Source organism: Actinomadura vinacea, assembly GCF_039532545.1.
Lineage (GTDB): Bacteria > Actinomycetota > Actinomycetes > Streptosporangiales > Streptosporangiaceae > Spirillospora > Spirillospora vinacea.
The window spans coordinates 1-17,942 of sequence record NZ_BAAARW010000035.1; the positions used below are offsets into that span (position 1 = coordinate 1).

Consider the following 17,942-nt stretch of genomic DNA (forward strand, 5'->3'; position numbering starts at 1 on the left):
GACCCCGACGGGCCTCCTCATCGAACGCGATCATCTTTGCAGCCATAGGCTCCAGTCCTCCCGGGACAAGACGGCCGTGACGGACCTGGCCGGCGCCCGCGACGGACCACCCCGGAAGGGGTGTCGCCAGCCGGATCCATGACGGCCCCCGATTGGCACTCTCACTCGGGGAGTGCCAATCCCTGACGCCGGTACTGTAACCACAACTTGCGTGGCACGCACAAATTGCGCGTCCCGCAAAGCTCGTTGCTAGACTGCGCCCATGGACGATCTGGACCTGCGCACCCGCAACCGGCTCGCCACCCGTGCCGCCATCAGCGCGGCCGCTCTCCGCCTGGCCCTCGAGAACGGCCCGGAGAACGTGCGCGTCGCGCAGATCGCCGAGCTGGCCGGCGTCTCGCCGCGCACCTACAACAACCACTTCTCCAGCCGCGAAGAGGCGATCTGCGCCGTCGCGGCGGACCGCGGCGAGCAGGTCGCGGCGGCGCTGCGGGCCCGTCCGGGGGACGAGCCGCTGCACGAGGCGCTGGTCGCCGCCGTGGTCGAGGTGTACGCGGCCGCCGACCCGGACCGGTCGATCATCCGCATGATCGCCTCCAATCCGTCGCTGCGCGGCGAGTACCTCAAGGCCATGGCCGAGATCGAGCCGCCGCTGGCCGCCGCGATCGGCGAGCGCAGCGGCGCCGACGAGCTGTCGGCCGCCGTGCTGGCCGCGTCCGCGGTCGGCGCGACCGCCGCCGCGACCGGCTACTGGCTCCGGCTCGACGACGGCACACCGTACGAGACCGTCCTGCGGGAGGCCCTCCGGCAGATCGGCCTCGGGGCCGACTCCTGATCCCCGCGGCGGGCGCTCATCGGGGACGTCCGCGCGCCCGCCGCTCGGCCGCGGCCCGGCGGAGCGCCTCCAGGCCGTGCGCGATCGGAGGCTGCCGGTCGCTGCCCCAGCGGACGCAGGTGATGATCCGCCGGGACGGCACCGGCTCCCCGCGCAGCGGCACCCGGACCACCTGGTCCCCGGGCGGCAGCGGCGCGAGCCGGGGGACGATCGCGATCCCGAAACCCTCGGCGACCATCGCGGAGACGGCGAACCAGTCATTGGCGTGGTGCGCGATGCGGGGCGTGAACCCGGCCGCGGCGCACGCGGTGATCATGACCTGGTGCTGGTCGGGGCGGCCCGGGGAGCCGATCCAGGGCTCGCGCGCCGCGTCGGCCAGCCGCACGGCGCCGCCGCCGGCCAGCGGGTGATCCGGCGCGACGAGCAGGTCCTGCGGCTCGTCCAGCAGCGGACGCTGGTCGAAGCGCGGGTCGTCGGGCGGCGGGCCGTCCGCGGTCGGGATCACCACGGCGATGTCGGTACGGCGCGCCAGCAGCAGCGAGAACACCTTCTCGCTCTCCTCCTCGGCCATCCGCACGGTCAGCCGGGGATGCTCCTCGCGCAGCCGTGCGGCCGCCGGGGTGACGAGGGCGGCCAGCGCGCTGGACACGGCGGCGAACCGCACCTGGCCGAAGCCGCCCCGGCGGTGCTCGGCGAGGTCGGCCTGGGCGCGTTCCCACTGGGAGCAGAGCGCGTCGGCGTGGTCGAGCACCGTGTACGCGGCGGGCGTGAGCCGGACGCGGCGGCCCTGCGCCTCCAGCAACTGCACCCCGAGATCCTTGGCCAGCCCGCGCAGCTGCTGGGAGACCGTCGAAGGCGTCAGGTGCAGGACGTCGGCGGCCGCGGTGACCGTGCCCTCCTGCTGGAGGACGCGCAGCGTTCGCAGTCGAGGGTCGATCATGTGGCCATTCAACATGGAACCCTGCGGAATCTTTCGATGGACCCGCATGATCGACCGCTCGCAGACTACCGGCATGGAAGATCACGGCCGCCGGGCCCGGCTCGTGCCCGCGCCGCTCCTGGTCCTCGGCAGCGTCCTGGCCGTCCAGACCGGCCAGGCTCTGGGGAAGACCATGTTCGCTGAGGTGGGCGCGCTCGGGGTCGTCACGCTGCGGCTCGCGTTCGCCGCCGCGATCCTGCTCGTGCTGTGGCGCCCGCGCCCGCCGCGGCGGGACGCGCTGCCCCTGATCGGCTTCCTCGGGGCGGCCATCGCGGGCATGCAGTTCATCTATCCCGCGATGGAGCGCCTGCCGGTCGGGATCGCGTCCACCGTGCAGTTCCTGGGACCGCTCACGCTGGCCCTGGCGGGGGCGCGCCGGGCCGCCGATCTGCTCTGGACGGCGCTCGCCGCCCTGGGGGTGGTGCTGATCTACCGTCCGGGGGACGGCGCGGAGGCCGCGCCCTCGGCGGCGGGCGTCGCGTTCGCGCTGGCCTCCGGCGGGTTCATGGCCGCCTACCTGGTGCTCAACAAGCGGGTCGGCGCCCGCGGGGCGGACGGGGCCGAGCTGACCTGGGCGGTGGTCTTCGCGGCTTTGATCACGCTGCCGCTCGGGCCGGCGACCGCCGGGACCGCTCTGCTCGGCGGTGAGGTGCTCCTCGCCGGGGCCGCGACCGCGCTGGTGTCGGCCGTGCTCCCCTGGTCGCTCGACCAGGCCGCCCTGCGCCGCCTCCCGGAACGGGTGGTGGCCGTGATGGTGAGCCTGGAACCGGCCGCGGGGGCGATGGCGGGGCTGATGCTGCTGGACGAACGGCTCGCCTGGCCGCAGTGGTTCGCGATCGGCTGCGTCAGCGTCGCGTCCGCCGGCGTGGCTGTGTCCATTCAATCCCGGCCCAGGGGCTCGCCTGGCGGCTCGCACCCTGACCGTGCTTGGTGCGAGCGCGACATCGCTTCGCGATCCGGCCGGTGAGGCTCGCCTCCGGCGTCGCCTCACCGGCCAGGTAGCGCGCTCGCGCGGTACCTGAGGTCAGGCCCTACGTATCGTCTCCGGGCTCGTCCTTCGGGTCGCTCCCGGACGCGGGCGTGCCGTCGGGCGCGGCGTCGGGGTGGGCCTCGATGAACGCCGCGTACACCTCGTCGGCGATCACTCCCTTGGCCGACACCTCGACGTCGTTGGCCCTGGCCCACTCGCGCACGTCGGAGTTGGTGTAGCCCTTGACCTTGGCCGGGCTCGCGGCCTTGCGCCCGCGCCCGGCGGCCTTCACCTCGCGGGACTTGGCGACGAACGCCTCGATGGTGTCGATCGCGTCCCGCAGGCGCTTGTCGTTCGCGTCGCTCAGGTCGATCGTGAACTTCCGCCCGAGGACGTCGAAGTCCCGCTTGGCGACATCGCTGTCCTCGGTGCCGTCGATGTCGTCTACGAGGATGACCTTCTCCGCCATGTGGTCCTTTCCGCTAGCTGGCTACCCAGACGCTAGCGGACTCCAGGGCCGGGTCGGGCCGCCCGCGCGGCGCGCCCCCGCCTTCGCCGGGCCTCAGCCGGCCCGCTCGCCGCCGTGCCGGGCGAGCAGGCCGTCCAGCAGCGCGCGGAGCCCGTCGGCGTAGGTGTCGGCGGCGGTGAGCGGGGCCCACCGGCCGGCGAGCGCGGACAGCCGGGGGTGGACCTCGGGGTCCAGGTCGGCGAACGCCCGGTCGCGGTAGGTGGGACGCTCGCCCTCCGCGCGGCGGCGCGCGGCCGCGGCCCTGACGAGGATCTCCCCGACGGTGTAGTACCAGGCCGCCCGGTAGGCGTGCACGGCCTGGTCTACGCCCTCACCTTCGGCGGGTTCCTGCTCCTCGGCGCCTGCTGCGCAGCCGCCGGGTCGCCGGGGCCAACCTGTTCGTCTTCCTCGCCGCGGCCGTCCTGTTCGCCGGCACGGCGATCGTCGCGATCGCCGTGCTCCCGTCCCGGCACGCCACCGGCCCGGACCGCCCCGGCGACTCCCTGCAATCGACAGATGACCGTGCACTGGAAGAAACATCCTCATGACCAGGGCCGGAGGCGGCCCGCCCCGGGCGGGGCGGGCCGCTGTGGCGCCGGATGTGGGGGCCGTCACATCGCGTCTTCGAGTTGCACAATTTTTCAATTGGCTACACTTTGCGGCGTGCTCCGCATGAGTCGGCGATAGCCGGGCCGCGTCGTTCAAGGGTGACGTGGCCCTTGAACGAGAGAGGTCGGGCGTATGGGACGCGGTCGGGCCAAGGCCAAGCAGACGAAGGTCGCGCGCAAGCTGAAGTACAGCGGAGGCGGTACCGACCTCGACCGGCTGCGCCGCGAGATGGGCGTCACCGACGCCCCCGAGTCGCAGGTCCGGCAGGTTCCCGTCCCCGAGGACGCCGCCGACGAGCACGACCGGGAGCCCGGTGCCTGACCCGTGGCGCCCGCGCTCCTCGCGGGCCCCGGGCGATAATCTGAGGGATGCCCGTTCCCCTTCATCAGGCCAAGGCCGACCTGTTCAAGACGCTCGGCCACCCGGTGCGCGTCCGGGTGCTGGAACTGCTGTGCGACGGGCCCAGGCCCGTCCGGGACCTGCTGGCCGAGATCGACGTGGAGGCGTCCAACCTCTCCCAGCAGCTGGCGGTGCTGCGCCGCGCCGGCATCGTGACGGCCCGCCGCGAGCGGACGACGGTGACCTACGCGCTGGCGGGCGGCGACGTGACCGAGCTGATGGGCGCCGCCCGGCGGATCCTGACCGGGCTGCAGAGCGGTCGGGGGGAGCCGCTGGCCGGGCTCGGGTCCGGCACGGCGCCGGACGGCGGGGCCCGGCTCGCCGCCCGGTGACGGGGCCGCCCCGTGCTGCTTTCCCCAATTCCTGGTAGTGCGCCGGTGAAAAGGCCGCAGCGGAGTATCTGAGCCCGCCGCTCCTCGACCACAGTGAAGATCGCGCCGGCCGATCCGCACTCGAGGAGCTGACACCGCATGACCGATCCCATCGTCGTGGGCACCGACGGCTCTCCCGGCGCCGACCGCGCCGTGCGGTGGGCGGCGGACGAGGCGGCGCTGCGCGGCCTGCCGCTGCGCGTCGTCCACTCGATCGACAAGGGCCTGTACGAGCTGCCGCTGTTCGCGCCCGGCCAGTTCGCCCGCCCGGTGACCGCGGCCGGCGAGGAACTGCTGGCCGGCGCCGAACGGCTGGCCCGCGAGCGGCGTCCCGGGATCGAGATCACCACCGAACTGGTCGCCGAGGCCACCGCCACCGCCCTGGCCGACCGGTCCCGGCACGCCTTCGAGGTGGTGGTCGGGCACCGCGGCCGCGGCGGGTTCGCCAGCCTGCTGCTCGGCTCCACCGGCCTGCGCCTGGCCGGGCACGCCGCCGCGCCCGTCGTGATCGTGCGCGGCGACGCCGAGGCCGCCGACGGCGAGGTCGTCGCCGGCGTCGACCTGGTCGCCGACCCCACCCGGACCCTCCGGTACGCCTTCGACGCCGCCTCAGTGCGGGGCGCCCGCGTCCGGGTCCTGCACGCCTGGCGGCTGTCCGGCACGACCGCACCCGAGGTCGACGTCCGAGACGTGGAGGAGAAGCTGAGGAGGGAGATCGTTCGCGGGCTCGCGCCCCTGCGGGAGCTCTACCCGGACGTCGAGGCCGTGGAGGAGATCGTCCGCGACCACCCCGTCAGCGCCCTCTGCGAAGCGTCCCGCCGGGCCGCCCTCATCGTGGTCGGCACCCACGACCACGACTGGTTCGACGCGCCCAGGCTCGGTTCGGTGAGCCACGGCGTGATCCACCACGCCCACAGCCCCGTCGCCATAATGCACATGCGCCTAACGAATCGGGTCGAATAGGGTCACCGATATGGAGGCTGAGGCAGGCTCGGTACGGGTCGATGTATGGCTGTGGTCCGTACGGCTGGTCAAGACCCGTTCCATGGCGACCAACGCGTGCCGCGCGGGGCATGTGCGGGTGAACGACGTCAGGGTCAAGCCGGCCTCCGCGGTGCGGCCGGGTGACGAGGTGCGGCTGCGGCTCGACGGGCGCGAGCGGATCGTCGTCGTCCAGCGCGTCATCAAGAAGCGGGTCGGGGCGCCCGTCGCCCAGGAATGCCTGATCGACAAGAGCCCGCCGCCGCCACCGCGCGAGGCGCTGATCCCGATCGCCAGGCGCGAGCCCGGCGCGGGACGTCCCACCAAGCGCGACCGCCGCGAGCTGGAACGCCTCTTCCGCCGCCAGACGGGGCAAGGCTGACGCCAAGGCAAAGTCCCGCCGACCTTCGCGTCAGCCGGCGAGCCGCTGGGCGCCCTCCCGTGCCCGGTCCGCCGGGATGGCGAATCCGATGCCGATCGAGCCGCCGCCTCCGCCGCGCATCAGGGTCGCGATCGCCGTGTTGACCCCGATGACCTCGCCGCGGGCGTTGACCAGCGGGCCGCCGGAGTTGCCCGGGTTGATCGAGGCGTCGGTCTGCAGGGCGGTGCCCCCGCTCCCGCCCTCGCCCAGGCGGACCTCGCGGTTCAGCGCGCTGACGATGCCGCTGGTGATGGTCCCTTGCAGGCCCAGCGGGGAGCCGAGCGCGAGCACCGGCTCGCCGACCCGCACCTGCGCGGAACGCCCGAACCGCAGCGGCGCCGGGCTCTGACCGGCGGGGATCGCCAGCACCGCCAGGTCGTTGGCGCGGTCGGAGCCCACGACACGGGCCGCCAGCCGGCGCTGGTCGGCCAGCACCACGGTGACCTGCCCGCCGTCCCCGACGACGTGCGCGTTGGTCAGCACCCGGCCGCGCTGGCCGATCACGAACCCGGACCCGGTGCCCTGCCCGCTCCCGGACCGCACCTCGATGGACGCCACGCTCGTCTGCACCCGCGCGGCCACGCTGCTCAGATCGCCGGCCGTGCGGCTCACCGGCCCGGTCGCCGACTCCGGCACCGCCGTGGACGCCTGGCCGCCGGCGGTCATCCGCCCGGCGGCCGCCCCGGCCACCCCTCCGGTCAGGCCCCCGATCAGCAGCGCCGCCACCACGGCCGCGACGACCGCCTTGCCGGGGCCGCCCCGGCCGCCGCGGCGGGGTTCGTCGAACTCCGGGAACGTCCACGGGTCGGGCGGCGCGGGGCGGCTGAACGGATCGTCCTGGGGCCACGTACGAGGGGGCGGAGGAGAGAGGACGCCTGGACGGCCCGGTTCGCCCAAGCCGAACCGGGGGTCATCGTGGAAACCGTTGCGGCCCGCGCTCGTGCCCAGGCCGTGCCCGGTGTCTTCGCCGAGGCCGTACCGGACGGTGTCCCGAGGGGCGCGATACGGGGAATTCGCGGGCGGTGGATAACTCATGGGGCTCCTCACGCTCATCGCTCAATAGTGAGTACTCCGCTCCACGGGTACTTCGTTCACCGGATCTCCCAGAGGATGCTCCGGCCTTCGAGGTCCTTCCGGGGTCTGCTGCGTGCGAACGGCTGCCGGGCCGGTCCGACCGGCTCATCGCGAGCGGTCGCCAAACTTTGTCCTGTGAGTGGAGAAAGTTGTGCCAATTCAACTCTTTCTTTTGCCGCAGCCGAGACATACGCTCACAGGCGTCCGCTGAACGGCCCTGTGATCAGGCGAAGCCCGGCGAAAGTCGCCGCCGGTCACAGGTGCCGGGCAAGCCGGACGCGGCGATGCCCGCTCAGGGCAGGAGGAGGAGACTGACGTGACCGACAGGCAGAAACTGACCCGACGCGGACTCCTGGGCGCGGCAGGCGGAGCCACGGTGGCCGGCGCGCTCGGGCCGCTCTCGGGCGTCACCGCGGCGCACGCAGACACTCCCCGAACCGGCGACCGGCTTGACCACGGCTTCGGCAAGGGCCGGAACATTCCGGCCAGTAACATCGGCATCCAGCTGTTCACCGTTCGCGACCTGGTCGCCGACAACGAGCTCGACCTGCCCGGAACCTTCGAGATCCTGGCCGACGCCGGCTACGCCGAATTCGAGATCGGCGGCGACTACGACGGGCGCACCCCGAGCGAGGTCCGGAAGCTGGCCGCGCGCTACGGCCTCAAGGTCGCCGGAAACCACTTCGGCCCACGAGCCATGGTGCAGAACATCTGGTACGACCCCAAAGAGCGGGCGCGGATCTACGAAGAGGCGCACACGCTCGGCCTCAAGGCGGTCGGCACGGGTCATTCCTACGTCGCCCCGCGCACGGTGGACGGCTACAAGGAGATGGCCGCGGCGTTCAACGTGTGGGGCGAGGAGGCCGTCCGGAACGGCTTCGAGTACTTCTACTTCCACAATCACGACGTAGAGTTCACGCTGGTCAAGGGGAAGCCGCTCTACGACATCCTGCTCGAGGAGACCGACCCGCGGTACGTAAGGTTCGAGTTGGACCTGGGATGGATCGAGATCTCCGGGCAGAGCGCCTACGAGTACATCAGCCGCGACCCGGAGCGCTTCCCGCTGTTCCACGTCAAGGACATCCGCTGGGATCCGAACGGCCCCCGTGCGGCGCAGCCCGGCACCGCGAACGCCGGCAGGCGTTACCGCTTCGTCGACCCCGGCAAGGGCGACCTCGATTGGCCGAAGATCTTCTCGGCGCTCAAGAACCCCGGCCATCACCACTTCTTCGTCGAGCACGACGATGCGGGCGTGGACGAGACCACCGACGCGAGTTCGCCGCGACCGCTCAACCCTCCGGGGTCGGCGAACACCGCCTGGACCGGTCGCAAATACCTTGGCGACCTGAAGATTCCCAGGCGCGGGCGCTCATGACCATGGCCGGCTGAGGACGGGGCGACGTCCGCGGCTCGCGGACGTCGCCCACAGCGGCCGGGCGTTCACGCGATGACCGGCTCGAGGTCGGCGAGCACCTCGGAGGCGGCCACCGCGTCGAGATCGGCGAACGTGTGCCGAAGTCGGGGACCAGGCGGTCGCCGAGCTGCTCGGAAGTGAGGCCGCGGGCACGCCAATGCACGAGACCGACAGCGACACCGCATCACTGATGCGAAACAGTCACCCTCATCCGGTGACGCGGATGGCCGCACTCGTTACTCTCTGTCCACCGGAGGTGACAGGTGAAGTCCGCGGCGCGAGATGCGAAGGGCCTCGTCGACGAGGTGGTGTCGGAAACGGCGACCCCGCTCTCCCTGCTCAGGCGAGCATCGGCCGCTCCGCTGTTCGTATCCCGGGTCATCTCGAGCACGGGCGTCGGGATCGGTCAGGTCGCCCTCGCTTGGGGCGTCATGGAAACGGGGTACGGCGCCCCGGAACTCTCACTCGTTCTCGCCTGCAACGCCTTCCCCGCGCTGCTCATCGTCTGCGGCGGCGTCATCGGCGACCGCTTCCGGCGTCACCACGTGCTCATGGGCGCGGAGATCCTCGCCTGCCTCTCATGGCTGGCGCTGGGAGGGGCCCTCTCGATGGACCGAGCTCCGCTTCCGCTGCTCTGCTCGCTCGCCGGGCTGGGCGGAGTCGCGACGGCCGTCTTCCTGCCGACGGTACGAGGGGTCATCGCCGACCTGATGGCGGGACGCGAACGCCCTGCGGGAAACGCGTTGATCAACCAGACCGAGTCGGTCGGCCACCTGATCGGGTTCGTGTCAGCGGGCGCGGTGGTCACCCTGGTCGGTCCCGCCTGGGCGGCAGGGGCAAGAGGAGCGTTCTGCGGCATCAGCGCCGCACTGCTCAGCCGCCTCGTCACTCAACGACCCGGCCGGACCGGCTCCGGCCCCCTCCGCGAACTGTGGGAAGGCTGGCGAGAATTCAAGGGCCGCCCGTGGGTGTGGATCATGACCCTGCACTGCACGGTGATCACCACGGCCCTGGCCTGCTACATGAAGACCGCCGGCCCGCTCTACACCGAGAACGGCCATGGCGGCGCATGGGCATGGGGGGTCATCAGCGCGGCCCTACCCCTCGGTTCACTCGCCGGAGCCCTGATCGGCATCCGCTGGAAGCCGGCCCACCTCATCCCCGTCTCGGCACTCCTTCTTACGTCGGTGTCGATACCACTGCTGTTGATGGGCGGCGGAGCGCCCTGGCAGGCCATTGCCGTGGCCGCGCTCGTCCCAGGTGCGGCGCAGGCCGTTTACTACGTCTTCTGGACGACCGCACTGCAGGCCGAGATCCCACACGCGGCACTGGTTCGCGTCAACAGCTGGAACATGGTCACCGGCTACGCGTTGATGCCGGTGACCGTCCTGCTGTCCGGCCCTCTGGTCGCTGGCTTCGGCCTGCAAGCGATCGTCCTGGCAACGGCCGCGGTACCCATCGCCGCGACAGCCCTGACGCTGCTCGTCCTGTGGCTGCACTCCGGCATCCATGCCGTTCGTGCAAGCTAGGCGGTCGCCCGCCGAACCCGGTGGTTCCAGCGCCTCAGCACTCGGACGATCGTCTCCGCGCCGCTCGGATCGGCGCTGTGGACGAAGATCGTGCCCTCGCAGCCGCGAGCCCGTCGAAGCCGGGTGCGGACCGCCGCGACCTGCGGGGCGCTCATCCACGATCATTGGAGCATGCCAGAGTCCCGTTCGCGGCGTTATCGTCCCGTCTACGTCATATGCATCGTCATCGCCTCTTTCGCGGGGCTGCTCTCAGTCACCTGGGGGGGCGGCGGAATCGCCGCATGGGTGGAACAGTCCGGCAAGTCCAAGGCCGTGGCGCGGGTGGTGGAGACCACAGGCAACCGCTCCTCGGGGCACATCGTCGTCGAGTTCACCACGCGCGACGACCGCCGGGTCCGAGCGGAGGAGAGGCGCCGCAGCTGGCCCGCCACGGCCAGGCAGGGAACCGATGTCGAAGTCGTCTACGACCCCGAGGACCCGGTGGACAGCGTTCAACGGTTCCAGGATCTGCGAAGGTCGTTGCCCTGGTGGGTGCTTTTCACGGTGGTGGCGGTCTTGTCGGGTACGGCCGCCCACCGCACGCGTCCCCGCGCACGATAACGGGTCGCGAGTCTCATGAGGAATGTCGTTATTCCTCATGACAAATCACCTGGGGCGTCTATATGATTCCCTCGACTTCGATCGCCCGTTCCTGTTCACGCAGGAGGCCGGGACCTGAGGTGACCATGACGACCGGATCCGTGGAGACACTCGCGGGCACCCTCGACCGGCACGCCCGGGAGCGGGGCGGGCATCCCGCGCTGACCGCGCCGGACGGGACGCGGACCTACGGCGAGTTGCGGGACGACGTGGCGCGGATCGCCGACCGGCTGCGGCGGAGCGGGTTGCGCCGCGGTGACCGCATCGCCGTCCTCGCCCGCAACGGGCCGCCCTATGTCCAGCTGGTGTACGCCGCGTCCTGGGCCGGTGTCGTCCTCGTCTGCCTGAACTGGCGCCTGGAGCCGGCGGAGGTGCGGGCGGTGCTCGACGACAGCGACCCGAGCCTGGTCTTCGCGGAGGCCGAGTTCGCGCGGCTGCTGGACGCCGGCCGGCCGGTGGTCTGGCTGGACCGCGCTCCGGACGGGGATCCGGTGTTCGCGTCCTGGCGTGCGGCCGGAGACCCCGCGCGGCCTCCGGACGCCGACCAGGACGAGGAGTCGGTCGCCCTGCTGCTCTACACCACCGGGACGACCGGGACGCCCAAGGGCGTCCAGCTGGTCGAGCGGAACTTCCGCCACATGGCGGCCCAGGCCACGGCCGCGTGGCGGATGCACGCCGGCATGAGGTTCCTGGCCTGCCTTCCCTTGTTCCACGTCAGCGGGATGAGTTCGGTGATGTGCTGCGTGTCCATGGGCGGCGAGGTGGTCGTACCGGCCGGTACGTCGGTGCCGGACATCGCGGAGGCCGTCCAGCGGCACGGAGTCACCCACACCACCTTCGTGCCGACCGTGCTCGCCGGCCTCGTCGGTGAGCGCGCCGCGGAGTCCCACGACCTGAGCAGCCTGGAGGTCGTCATCTACGGCTCCGCGCCCGCGGGCGGCTCCCTGATCGGCGATGCGATGCGGATGCTGCCCGGCACCGGCTTCTCCCAGGGCTACGGGTTGACCGAGACCTGTGCCGGCGTCGCGATCGCCCCGATCCACCGGCACGGCGACGTCGACCCGCGCCCCGGCACGGTCGGGGCCGTCGTCGACACCTGCGAGTGCCGGATCGTCGCCCCTGAGACGGGCCGGGACGTGGCCCCCGGCGAGGACGGCGAGATCTGGTTGCGGACGCCGCAGCTGACCGTCGGGTACTGGAACAGGCCCGAGCAGACCGCGGCGGCGATCTCCCCCGACGGGTGGTTCCGGACCGGCGACATCGGCTGCCTGGACGGCGCGGGGTTCCTCTACATCCGGGACCGGCTCAAGGACATGATCATCTCGGGTGGGGAGAACATCTACTCCATCGAGGTCGAGAACGCGATCACCTCGCACCCCGCCGTATTCGAGGCCGCGGTGGTGGGCGTGCCCCATCCGCACTGGGGCGAGACGGTCAAGGCCGTCGTCGTCCTGCGCCAGGGCGAGACCCTGGACGCGGCGGACCTGGAGGCCTGGCTCGATGGGCGGCTGGCCCGCTACAAGCGGCCGCGCATCATCGGATTCGCCGCCGGACTCCCCAAAACGGGGAGCGGCAAGATCCTCAAGCACGCGCTGAGGGACAAGGAGGCCGGCCGTGCCTGAGCCGTCCGCCCGTCGACAAGCGCTCCGGTGACCGGACCACGGAAGGACAACACCATGGCGCCCACGCAGGTTCCGCAGGCCGTGACCATGGCGGCGCTCCTCGACGAGCACGCCGCCCGGACGCCGGAGGCGCCGGCGCTCACCACCGCCGGTCGCAGGTTCACCTACGCCGAACTGGCCGAGGTCGCGGGCCGCTACGCGCGGGCCTTCGAGGCGTCCGGTCTCCGGCCCGGCGACCGGGTGCTGTTCCTCGCGCACAACGGTTTGCCGTTCGTCGCCGCGCATTTCGCCGCCTCGCGCGCGGGTGTGGTCCTCGTGGGGGTGAACTGGCGGCTCTCGGCGTTCGAGGTGGCCCAGATCGTGGCGGATGCCGAGCCTTCGCTGGTGCTGGCCGACCATGACCTGCTCGACCTGCTCGCCCAGGCCGAGCGGCTGCCGCGGGTCGTCACGCTCGACGGTCCCCGGTCCGATCTGCGGGAGTGGCTGGAGACCGGAGAGGCGGTGGAACCGGCCGACCGCGGCGAGCCCGGCAACGTCCTCATGATGCTCTACACGACGGGCACGACCGGGCGGGCCAAGGGCGCCATGATCAGTGAGCGGAACGTCAACGAGATGCTGCGCGAGGTCAGCGCGCGCTGGCTGATGCGGCCCGGCATGCGCTTCGTCGCCGTGCTCCCGCTCTTCCACGTCAGCGGCACCGGGTCGATCTTCAGCACGCTGTTCGCCGGCGGCGAGGTGATCCTTCCGCCGGACGCGTCGGCCGAGACCATCGCCCGCGCGATCGACGAGCGGAAGGCCACGCACTCGGCCCTGGTGCCGACGATCCTCAACGGCTTCGTGCACGAGCCCGCGCTGAAGAAGTACGACCTGTCCAGCCTGGAGGTGCTGATCTACGGGGCGGCGCCGTCCGGCGGGACCCTGATCCAGGACGCGATGGCGCTGATGCCGCGGTGCGGCTTCACCCAGGGCTACGGCCTGACCGAGACCTGCGGCGGGGTCTCGGTGGCGCCGCTGCGCCGCCATGGCGAGGAGGACGACCGCCCCGGCACCGTGGGCCGGGCCTGCACGAAGTACGAGATCAGGATCGTCGACCCGGCCACGCTCGAGGACGTCCCGGCGGGCGCCGACGGCGAGGTCTGGCTGCGCGGCCCGCAGAACGCCCTGGGCTACTGGAACCGCCCCGAGGAGACGGCCGCCGCCTTCAAGCCGGACGGGTGGTTCCGGACCGGCGACGTCGGGGTCCTCGACGAGGACGGCTACCTGTACCTCAAGGACCGGCTGAAGGACATGATCATCTCCGGTGGGGAGAACATCTACTCGGTCGAGGTCGAGAGCGCGCTGCTCGCGCACCCCGAGATCCTCGAGGTGGCGGTGTACGGAGTCCCGGACGAGCACTGGGGCGAACGGGTCAAGGCCGTGGTGGTCAGGACCCCGGGCTCGACCCTGGACCGGGACGCGGTGCTGGAGCACGCGCGCTCCCGGCTGGCGAGGTACAAGTGCCCGCGCGCCATCGAGTTCGTCCCGGAGCTGCCCAAGAGCGGATCGGGAAAGATCCTCAAGCATGTGCTGCGCGGTCGGGAAACGACCACCGCCGGATAAGTGAGTCCGGACAGCCTCGAAGTGGCTAGCGGCCCTGGAACGACGGCGGACGGCGGTGGAGGAAGGCGTCGACGCCCTCGGCGACGTCCTCGCTGCGGTTCACCACGTCCACGGCCATGCCGAGCGCGTCGAGCGACTGGTCCAGCGTCATGTCGGCGGCGCCGCGCATGAGCCGCTTGACGACCGACGCGGACAGCGGCGCGGCGTCGGCCAGCCTGACCGCCAGCGAGCGCACGGCTTCGGCGAACTCCTCATCGGGGACGACCTCGCCGACCAAGCCCAGGCGCTGGGCGTCGGCCGCGTCGTACACCTCGCCCAGCAGGCTCATCCGCAGCGCCGCCTCCAGCCCCATCGCCCGGGGGAAGAACCAGGCGCCGCCCTCGTCGGGCAGCAGTCCGAGACGGCCGGAGGTGTCCCCGAGCCGGGCGCCGCGCCGGGCGATCCGGAGGTCGCAGGCCAGCGCGAAGGTCAGACCGCCGGCCACGGCCGCGCCGTTGATCGCGGCGACCACGGGCTTGGCGACCGCGAGCAGGCTCCGTACCACGGCGTGCCCGGTGTCCCGCATGACGAGTCCGTGCCCGAACGGATGCGCTTCGCCCCGTTCGATCTCCTCCTGGCTCTGGACGTCGCCCCCGGAGCAGAACGCGTCGCCGGCCCCGGTCAGCACGACCACGCGGGTCACGGCGCTCCGGTCGAACTCGCGCAGGGCGTCGCACAACTCGTCGCAGAGGCGCTGGGTGTAGGCGTTCTTGCGGTCGGGGCGGTTCAGCACGATCTCCGTGATGCGCTCGTCGCCCGCGAGCGGACGCACCAGGATGTCGTGGTAGTCGGTCATGAAGGCTCCTTGGGGTGCCGCCGGTCTCGCCTCACGGCGCCGGAGGGCTGAGGTAGCGGGACAGCAGCTCCGGGACCTCCCGTTCGGCCACGCCGGGGTGGGCGCGGATGGTCCAGCTGTCCAGGCCCTCCACGACCGTCCGCATGGTCGCGGTCAGCACCTCGGGGTCACCGGCGCGGATGCGTCCGGCGGCCTGCCCGAGCTGGACGAACCGCAGGGTCGCCGCGAACGCGCGGTGCTCCTCGCTCCGCGACTGGTCCCGGAGCAGGTGGCTGGCCTGGATACGGGCGCGCGCCAGCCGGAGAAGCGCGCGGTACTCCTCGTTCAGCCGCGTGATGGTCGTGACGATGGCCGCGAGCGTGGCCTCCAGCCCCGCGTCGAGCAGGTGCTCGATGGACTCCACCCGCCTCATCCGCTCCTCGTACTCCTCGAAGCAGACGGCGAGGCAGGCCTCGATGGCGTGGTCCTTGGTGGCGAAGTGCGCGTAGAAGGTCGCGGTCGACACGCCGGCCCGCTCGGCCACGACCTCACCGGTGAACTCCCCGGTCTCGGCGATGACGTCGAGGGTGCAGCGCTGGAGCAGCCGCCGGGTGCGGGCGGCCTTGCCACCTGGACGGGACGGCACGTCTGTCGATCCGGAAGTGACCATCGCTGAGAACTATAACCCGGATCATTGACTAACACTGCGACTCTTTGGTTTGTTATCTGAGTAATACTCAATTTTGGAGGCACTGATGACCGAGCCGCTCCTGCGCGCTGTGGACGACGGCGTCGCCGTGCTCACCTTCAACCGGCCCGATTCCGCCAACGCGTGGTCGGTCGACCTGCACGTCGCCTACCTCGAGGCGTTGCGGGAGCTGGCCCTGGACGAGCGGGTGCGAGCGGTCGTGGTGACGGGCACGGGCAAGCACTTCTGCGTCGGGGCCGACATCTCCCTCCTCGACGCCGTGCAGAACGGCGAGGAGCTGCCGCCCGAGCTGGCCTCGGAGTCGTTCCTCGAACCCATCGACTTCCCCAAACCGCTCATCGCCGCCGTCAACGGGTCGGCCGCCGGCATCGGCTTCATACACACGCTGCTGTGCGACGTGCGGTTCGCCTCCGAGAGGGCGCTCTTCACGACGTCGTTCGCGCAGCGGGGCCTGGTGGCGGAGCACGGCGTCTCGTGGCTGCTGCCCCAAGTGGTAGGGCGCGGCCACGCGCTCGACCTGCTGCTGTCGGCCCGGCGCGTCGGCGCGGCCGAGGCCGAGCGGATCGGCCTGGTCCACCGGGTCGTCCCCGCCGAGGAGCTGACGGCGACCGCGGTCGCCTACGCCCGGCAGCTCGCCGACACCTGCTCGCCCGCCGCCATGCAGGCGATCAAGAAGCAGGTCACGCGGCACGCCACACTGCAGCTGATGGAGGCCGAGAACGAGACGCTGCCCCTGGTCGACCGGTCGCTCACCGGCGCCGACTTCAAGGAGGGCGTGCTCAGCTTCGTCGAGCGCCGCGCCCCCCGGTTCCCGCCGCTGGGACGCGGGACCTCGTTCGACGACCTGCCCCCGGTCGACCCCGGAGCCGTCGCCGAGACGTTCTTCGCGGCCACGGCGCGCAACGACTGGGATGCCGCCCTGGCACTGATGAGTCCCCAGGTCCGGCTGGCGACCTATCCCGGCCGGCCGCCCGCCACCGGCGTGGAAGGCCTGGCCGAGCAGTGGCAATGGCTGCGCGACGCGGCGGGGCCGTGGGAGTACGACGACGTCCGGCGCCTCGTCGCCGGCAACGGCTTCTGCGAGCAGCACCTCGTCCGCTTCACCGAGCTCGGCGTGGAACTCGAGGCCTGCGTCGTGGGCCTGCTGGACGACCAGGGGCTGATCGTGAGCATGGAGGAGTACGCCGACGGCACGGCGCTGCGCGAGGCCGTCGAGCGTCGCCGCGCGGAGGAGCCGGAGTCCGCGCGATGACCACGCAGACCCGCGGCGACTCGTTCCGCGACGAGGTGCGCGAGTTCCTCCGCGAGCACCTTCCCGCCGGTTGGCAGGGGAGCGGCGGGCTCGATCCCGGCGCCTACCCGGGGTTCCGCGAGCACTGGCGCGCGCTGCTCGTCGAGCACCGCCTGATCGCGCCGGCGTGGCCGCGCGAGTACGGCGGCGGCGGGCACACGGCCGTGGAGAGCGCGATCGTGGCGGAGGAGTTCGCGCGGGTGGGCGTCCCCCGCGGCGGGGCCAACGACCCCTTCGGCATCCAGATGATCGGGAACACCCTGCTCGCACTGGGCACCGAGGAGCAGCGGCGGCGCTTCCTCCCGGGCATCCTCGACGGCACGTACGTCTTCTGCCAGGGCTTCTCCGAGCCCGGCCACGGCAGCGACCTCAGCAACATCACCACGCGGGCCCGCCGCGAGGGCGGCGAGTGGGTGATCGACGGCCAGAAGATCTGGACCTCCAACGCCCTCACGGCCAACTGGATCTTCGTCCTGTGCCGGACCGGGGACCAGGACACCAGCCGCTACCAGGGCCTGACCCTGCTGCTGGTGCCCCTGGACCAGCCGGGCGTCGAGCGGCGGCCGATCCGCATGATCAACGGCGGCGACGAGTTCTGCGAGACGTTCTTCACCGGCGCCCGCACCGGCGCCGGTCTCGAGGTGGGCGGCGTCGGCGGCGGCTGGCAGGCCGCGACCAGGCTGCTGACCTTCGAACGCGGCGAGACCACCGCCACCCTGCCGGTCCGCTTCCGCGCCGAACTCGACCGGCTGCGCACCCTGATCGAGCTGCGCGGCGCCTTCGCCGATCCGCTCGTACGGCGGGACTTCGCGTGGTGCTGGTCCCGGGTGGAGCTCATGCGGCTCAACGGACAGCGCAACCTGGCCCGCTGGGCCCAGGGCGAGTCGATCGGGGCCGAGTCGTCCCTGGAGAAACTCTGGTGGAGCGAGCTGCACGGCAAGATCACCGGTCTGGCCTGCCGGGTGCTCGGCGCCGAGGCGACGACGTACTCCGGCCAGGACCCGGTGAGCTACTTCCTGTGCGACGAGCCCGGCGCGCCCGCCGACTCCGTCTCGTCCTGGGTCAAGGTCCACCTGAGCACGCTCGGCGAGACCATCGCGGCCGGCACTTCCGAGATCCAGCGCAACATCGTCGCCGAGCGGCTGCTCGGGCTTCCCCGCTGACCTGTAGGAGAACCT

20 protein-coding genes are annotated in these 17,942 nt (G+C 72.0%); 13 read left to right on the plus strand and 7 right to left on the minus strand.

Features of this window, described 5'->3' with window-relative positions:
- The first annotated feature begins 262 nt into the window (after window positions 1–262).
- The gene (locus ABD340_RS38195) at window positions 263–835 is read left to right on the plus strand and encodes a TetR/AcrR family transcriptional regulator (protein ID WP_344595870.1); all 573 of its coding nucleotides are present in this window, start codon (window positions 263–265) and stop codon (window positions 833–835) included.
- 16 nt (window positions 836–851) lie between these two features.
- On the opposite strand, the gene ABD340_RS38200 is transcribed toward ABD340_RS38195, so the two are convergent.
- On the minus strand, window positions 852–1,775 hold the full coding sequence (locus ABD340_RS38200; RefSeq protein ID WP_344595872.1) for a LysR family transcriptional regulator: 924 nt from the start codon (window positions 1,773–1,775) through the stop codon (window positions 852–854).
- 73 nt (window positions 1,776–1,848) lie between these two features.
- Here ABD340_RS38200 and ABD340_RS38205 point away from each other — a divergent pair, with 73 nt between their 5' ends.
- On the plus strand, window positions 1,849–2,781 hold the full coding sequence (locus ABD340_RS38205) for an EamA family transporter (protein ID WP_344595873.1): 933 nt from the start codon (window positions 1,849–1,851) through the stop codon (window positions 2,779–2,781).
- A gap of 64 nt (window positions 2,782–2,845) precedes the next feature.
- On the opposite strand, the gene ABD340_RS38210 is transcribed toward ABD340_RS38205, so the two are convergent.
- Both ABD340_RS38210 and ABD340_RS38215 read right to left on the minus strand, forming a co-directional pair.
- Window positions 2,846–3,253, minus strand: a complete 408-nt coding sequence (locus tag ABD340_RS38210; protein WP_344595875.1) for a histone-like nucleoid-structuring protein Lsr2 — start codon at window positions 3,251–3,253, stop codon at window positions 2,846–2,848.
- A gap of 93 nt (window positions 3,254–3,346) precedes the next feature.
- Window positions 3,347–3,607: a hypothetical protein gene (locus ABD340_RS38215; RefSeq protein ID WP_344595877.1), complete on the minus strand. Its 261-nt coding sequence runs from the start codon at window positions 3,605–3,607 to the stop codon at window positions 3,347–3,349.
- 426 nt (window positions 3,608–4,033) lie between these two features.
- On the opposite strand from ABD340_RS38215, the gene ABD340_RS38220 reads away from it, so the two are divergent.
- The 4 genes from ABD340_RS38220 to ABD340_RS38235 all read left to right on the plus strand — a co-directional run bounded on the left by ABD340_RS38220 (window position 4,034) and on the right by ABD340_RS38235 (window position 6,034).
- The gene (locus ABD340_RS38220) at window positions 4,034–4,222 is read left to right on the plus strand and encodes a DUF3073 domain-containing protein (RefSeq protein WP_344595879.1); all 189 of its coding nucleotides are present in this window, start codon (window positions 4,034–4,036) and stop codon (window positions 4,220–4,222) included.
- A gap of 47 nt (window positions 4,223–4,269) precedes the next feature.
- The gene (locus tag ABD340_RS38225; RefSeq protein WP_344595881.1) at window positions 4,270–4,632 is read left to right on the plus strand and encodes an ArsR/SmtB family transcription factor; all 363 of its coding nucleotides are present in this window, start codon (window positions 4,270–4,272) and stop codon (window positions 4,630–4,632) included.
- A gap of 138 nt (window positions 4,633–4,770) precedes the next feature.
- Window positions 4,771–5,634, plus strand: a complete 864-nt coding sequence (locus tag ABD340_RS38230) for a universal stress protein (RefSeq protein ID WP_344595883.1) — start codon at window positions 4,771–4,773, stop codon at window positions 5,632–5,634.
- 10 nt (window positions 5,635–5,644) lie between these two features.
- Window positions 5,645–6,034, plus strand: coding sequence for an RNA-binding S4 domain-containing protein (locus tag ABD340_RS38235; protein ID WP_344595884.1), 390 nt, complete (start codon window positions 5,645–5,647; stop codon window positions 6,032–6,034).
- A gap of 30 nt (window positions 6,035–6,064) precedes the next feature.
- Here ABD340_RS38235 and ABD340_RS38240 read toward each other — a convergent pair whose 3' ends face one another.
- On the minus strand, window positions 6,065–7,108 hold the full coding sequence (locus ABD340_RS38240; RefSeq protein WP_344595886.1) for a S1C family serine protease: 1,044 nt from the start codon (window positions 7,106–7,108) through the stop codon (window positions 6,065–6,067).
- 355 nt (window positions 7,109–7,463) lie between these two features.
- Here ABD340_RS38240 and ABD340_RS38245 point away from each other — a divergent pair, with 355 nt between their 5' ends.
- Complete coding sequence (locus ABD340_RS38245; RefSeq protein ID WP_344595887.1) at window positions 7,464–8,522, plus strand: sugar phosphate isomerase/epimerase family protein; 1,059 nt, start codon at window positions 7,464–7,466, stop codon at window positions 8,520–8,522.
- A gap of 302 nt (window positions 8,523–8,824) precedes the next feature.
- The gene (locus tag ABD340_RS38250; protein ID WP_344595889.1) at window positions 8,825–10,090 is read left to right on the plus strand and encodes an MFS transporter; all 1,266 of its coding nucleotides are present in this window, start codon (window positions 8,825–8,827) and stop codon (window positions 10,088–10,090) included.
- On the opposite strand, the gene ABD340_RS38255 is transcribed toward ABD340_RS38250, so the two are convergent.
- Window positions 10,087–10,245, minus strand: a complete 159-nt coding sequence (locus ABD340_RS38255; protein ID WP_344595890.1) for a hypothetical protein — start codon at window positions 10,243–10,245, stop codon at window positions 10,087–10,089. The two genes, ABD340_RS38250 and ABD340_RS38255, sit on opposite strands and share 4 nt — an antisense overlap.
- Before the next feature lie 16 nt (window positions 10,246–10,261).
- Here ABD340_RS38255 and ABD340_RS38260 point away from each other — a divergent pair, with 16 nt between their 5' ends.
- From ABD340_RS38260 to ABD340_RS38270, 3 genes are all read left to right on the plus strand, one after another.
- Window positions 10,262–10,690, plus strand: coding sequence for a DUF3592 domain-containing protein (locus ABD340_RS38260; protein WP_344595891.1), 429 nt, complete (start codon window positions 10,262–10,264; stop codon window positions 10,688–10,690).
- Window positions 10,691–10,815: 125 nt separating this feature from the next.
- Entirely contained in the window at window positions 10,816–12,351 is a 1,536-nt protein-coding gene (locus ABD340_RS38265; RefSeq protein WP_344595893.1) for a class I adenylate-forming enzyme family protein, read from the plus strand.
- Between the two features lie 54 nt (window positions 12,352–12,405).
- Window positions 12,406–13,950, plus strand: coding sequence for a class I adenylate-forming enzyme family protein (locus tag ABD340_RS38270; RefSeq protein WP_344595895.1), 1,545 nt, complete (start codon window positions 12,406–12,408; stop codon window positions 13,948–13,950).
- A gap of 25 nt (window positions 13,951–13,975) precedes the next feature.
- Here the strand turns inward: ABD340_RS38270 and ABD340_RS38275 are convergent, their stop codons facing one another.
- Window positions 13,976–14,785, minus strand: a complete 810-nt coding sequence (locus ABD340_RS38275) for an enoyl-CoA hydratase/isomerase family protein (protein WP_344595897.1) — start codon at window positions 14,783–14,785, stop codon at window positions 13,976–13,978.
- 31 nt (window positions 14,786–14,816) lie between these two features.
- Window positions 14,817–15,434 carry a TetR/AcrR family transcriptional regulator gene (locus ABD340_RS38280; protein ID WP_344595899.1) on the minus strand — a complete coding sequence of 206 codons (618 nt, stop codon included), beginning with the start codon at window positions 15,432–15,434 and terminating at the stop codon, window positions 14,817–14,819.
- A gap of 85 nt (window positions 15,435–15,519) precedes the next feature.
- Here ABD340_RS38280 and ABD340_RS38285 point away from each other — a divergent pair, with 85 nt between their 5' ends.
- On the plus strand, window positions 15,520–16,725 hold the full coding sequence (locus ABD340_RS38285) for an enoyl-CoA hydratase-related protein (RefSeq protein ID WP_344595901.1): 1,206 nt from the start codon (window positions 15,520–15,522) through the stop codon (window positions 16,723–16,725).
- Window positions 16,722–17,927: an acyl-CoA dehydrogenase family protein gene (locus ABD340_RS38290; protein WP_344595903.1), complete on the plus strand. Its 1,206-nt coding sequence runs from the start codon at window positions 16,722–16,724 to the stop codon at window positions 17,925–17,927. Before ABD340_RS38285 ends, ABD340_RS38290 begins: the two co-directional genes overlap by 4 nt.
- The last annotated feature ends 15 nt before the right edge of the window (window positions 17,928–17,942 follow it).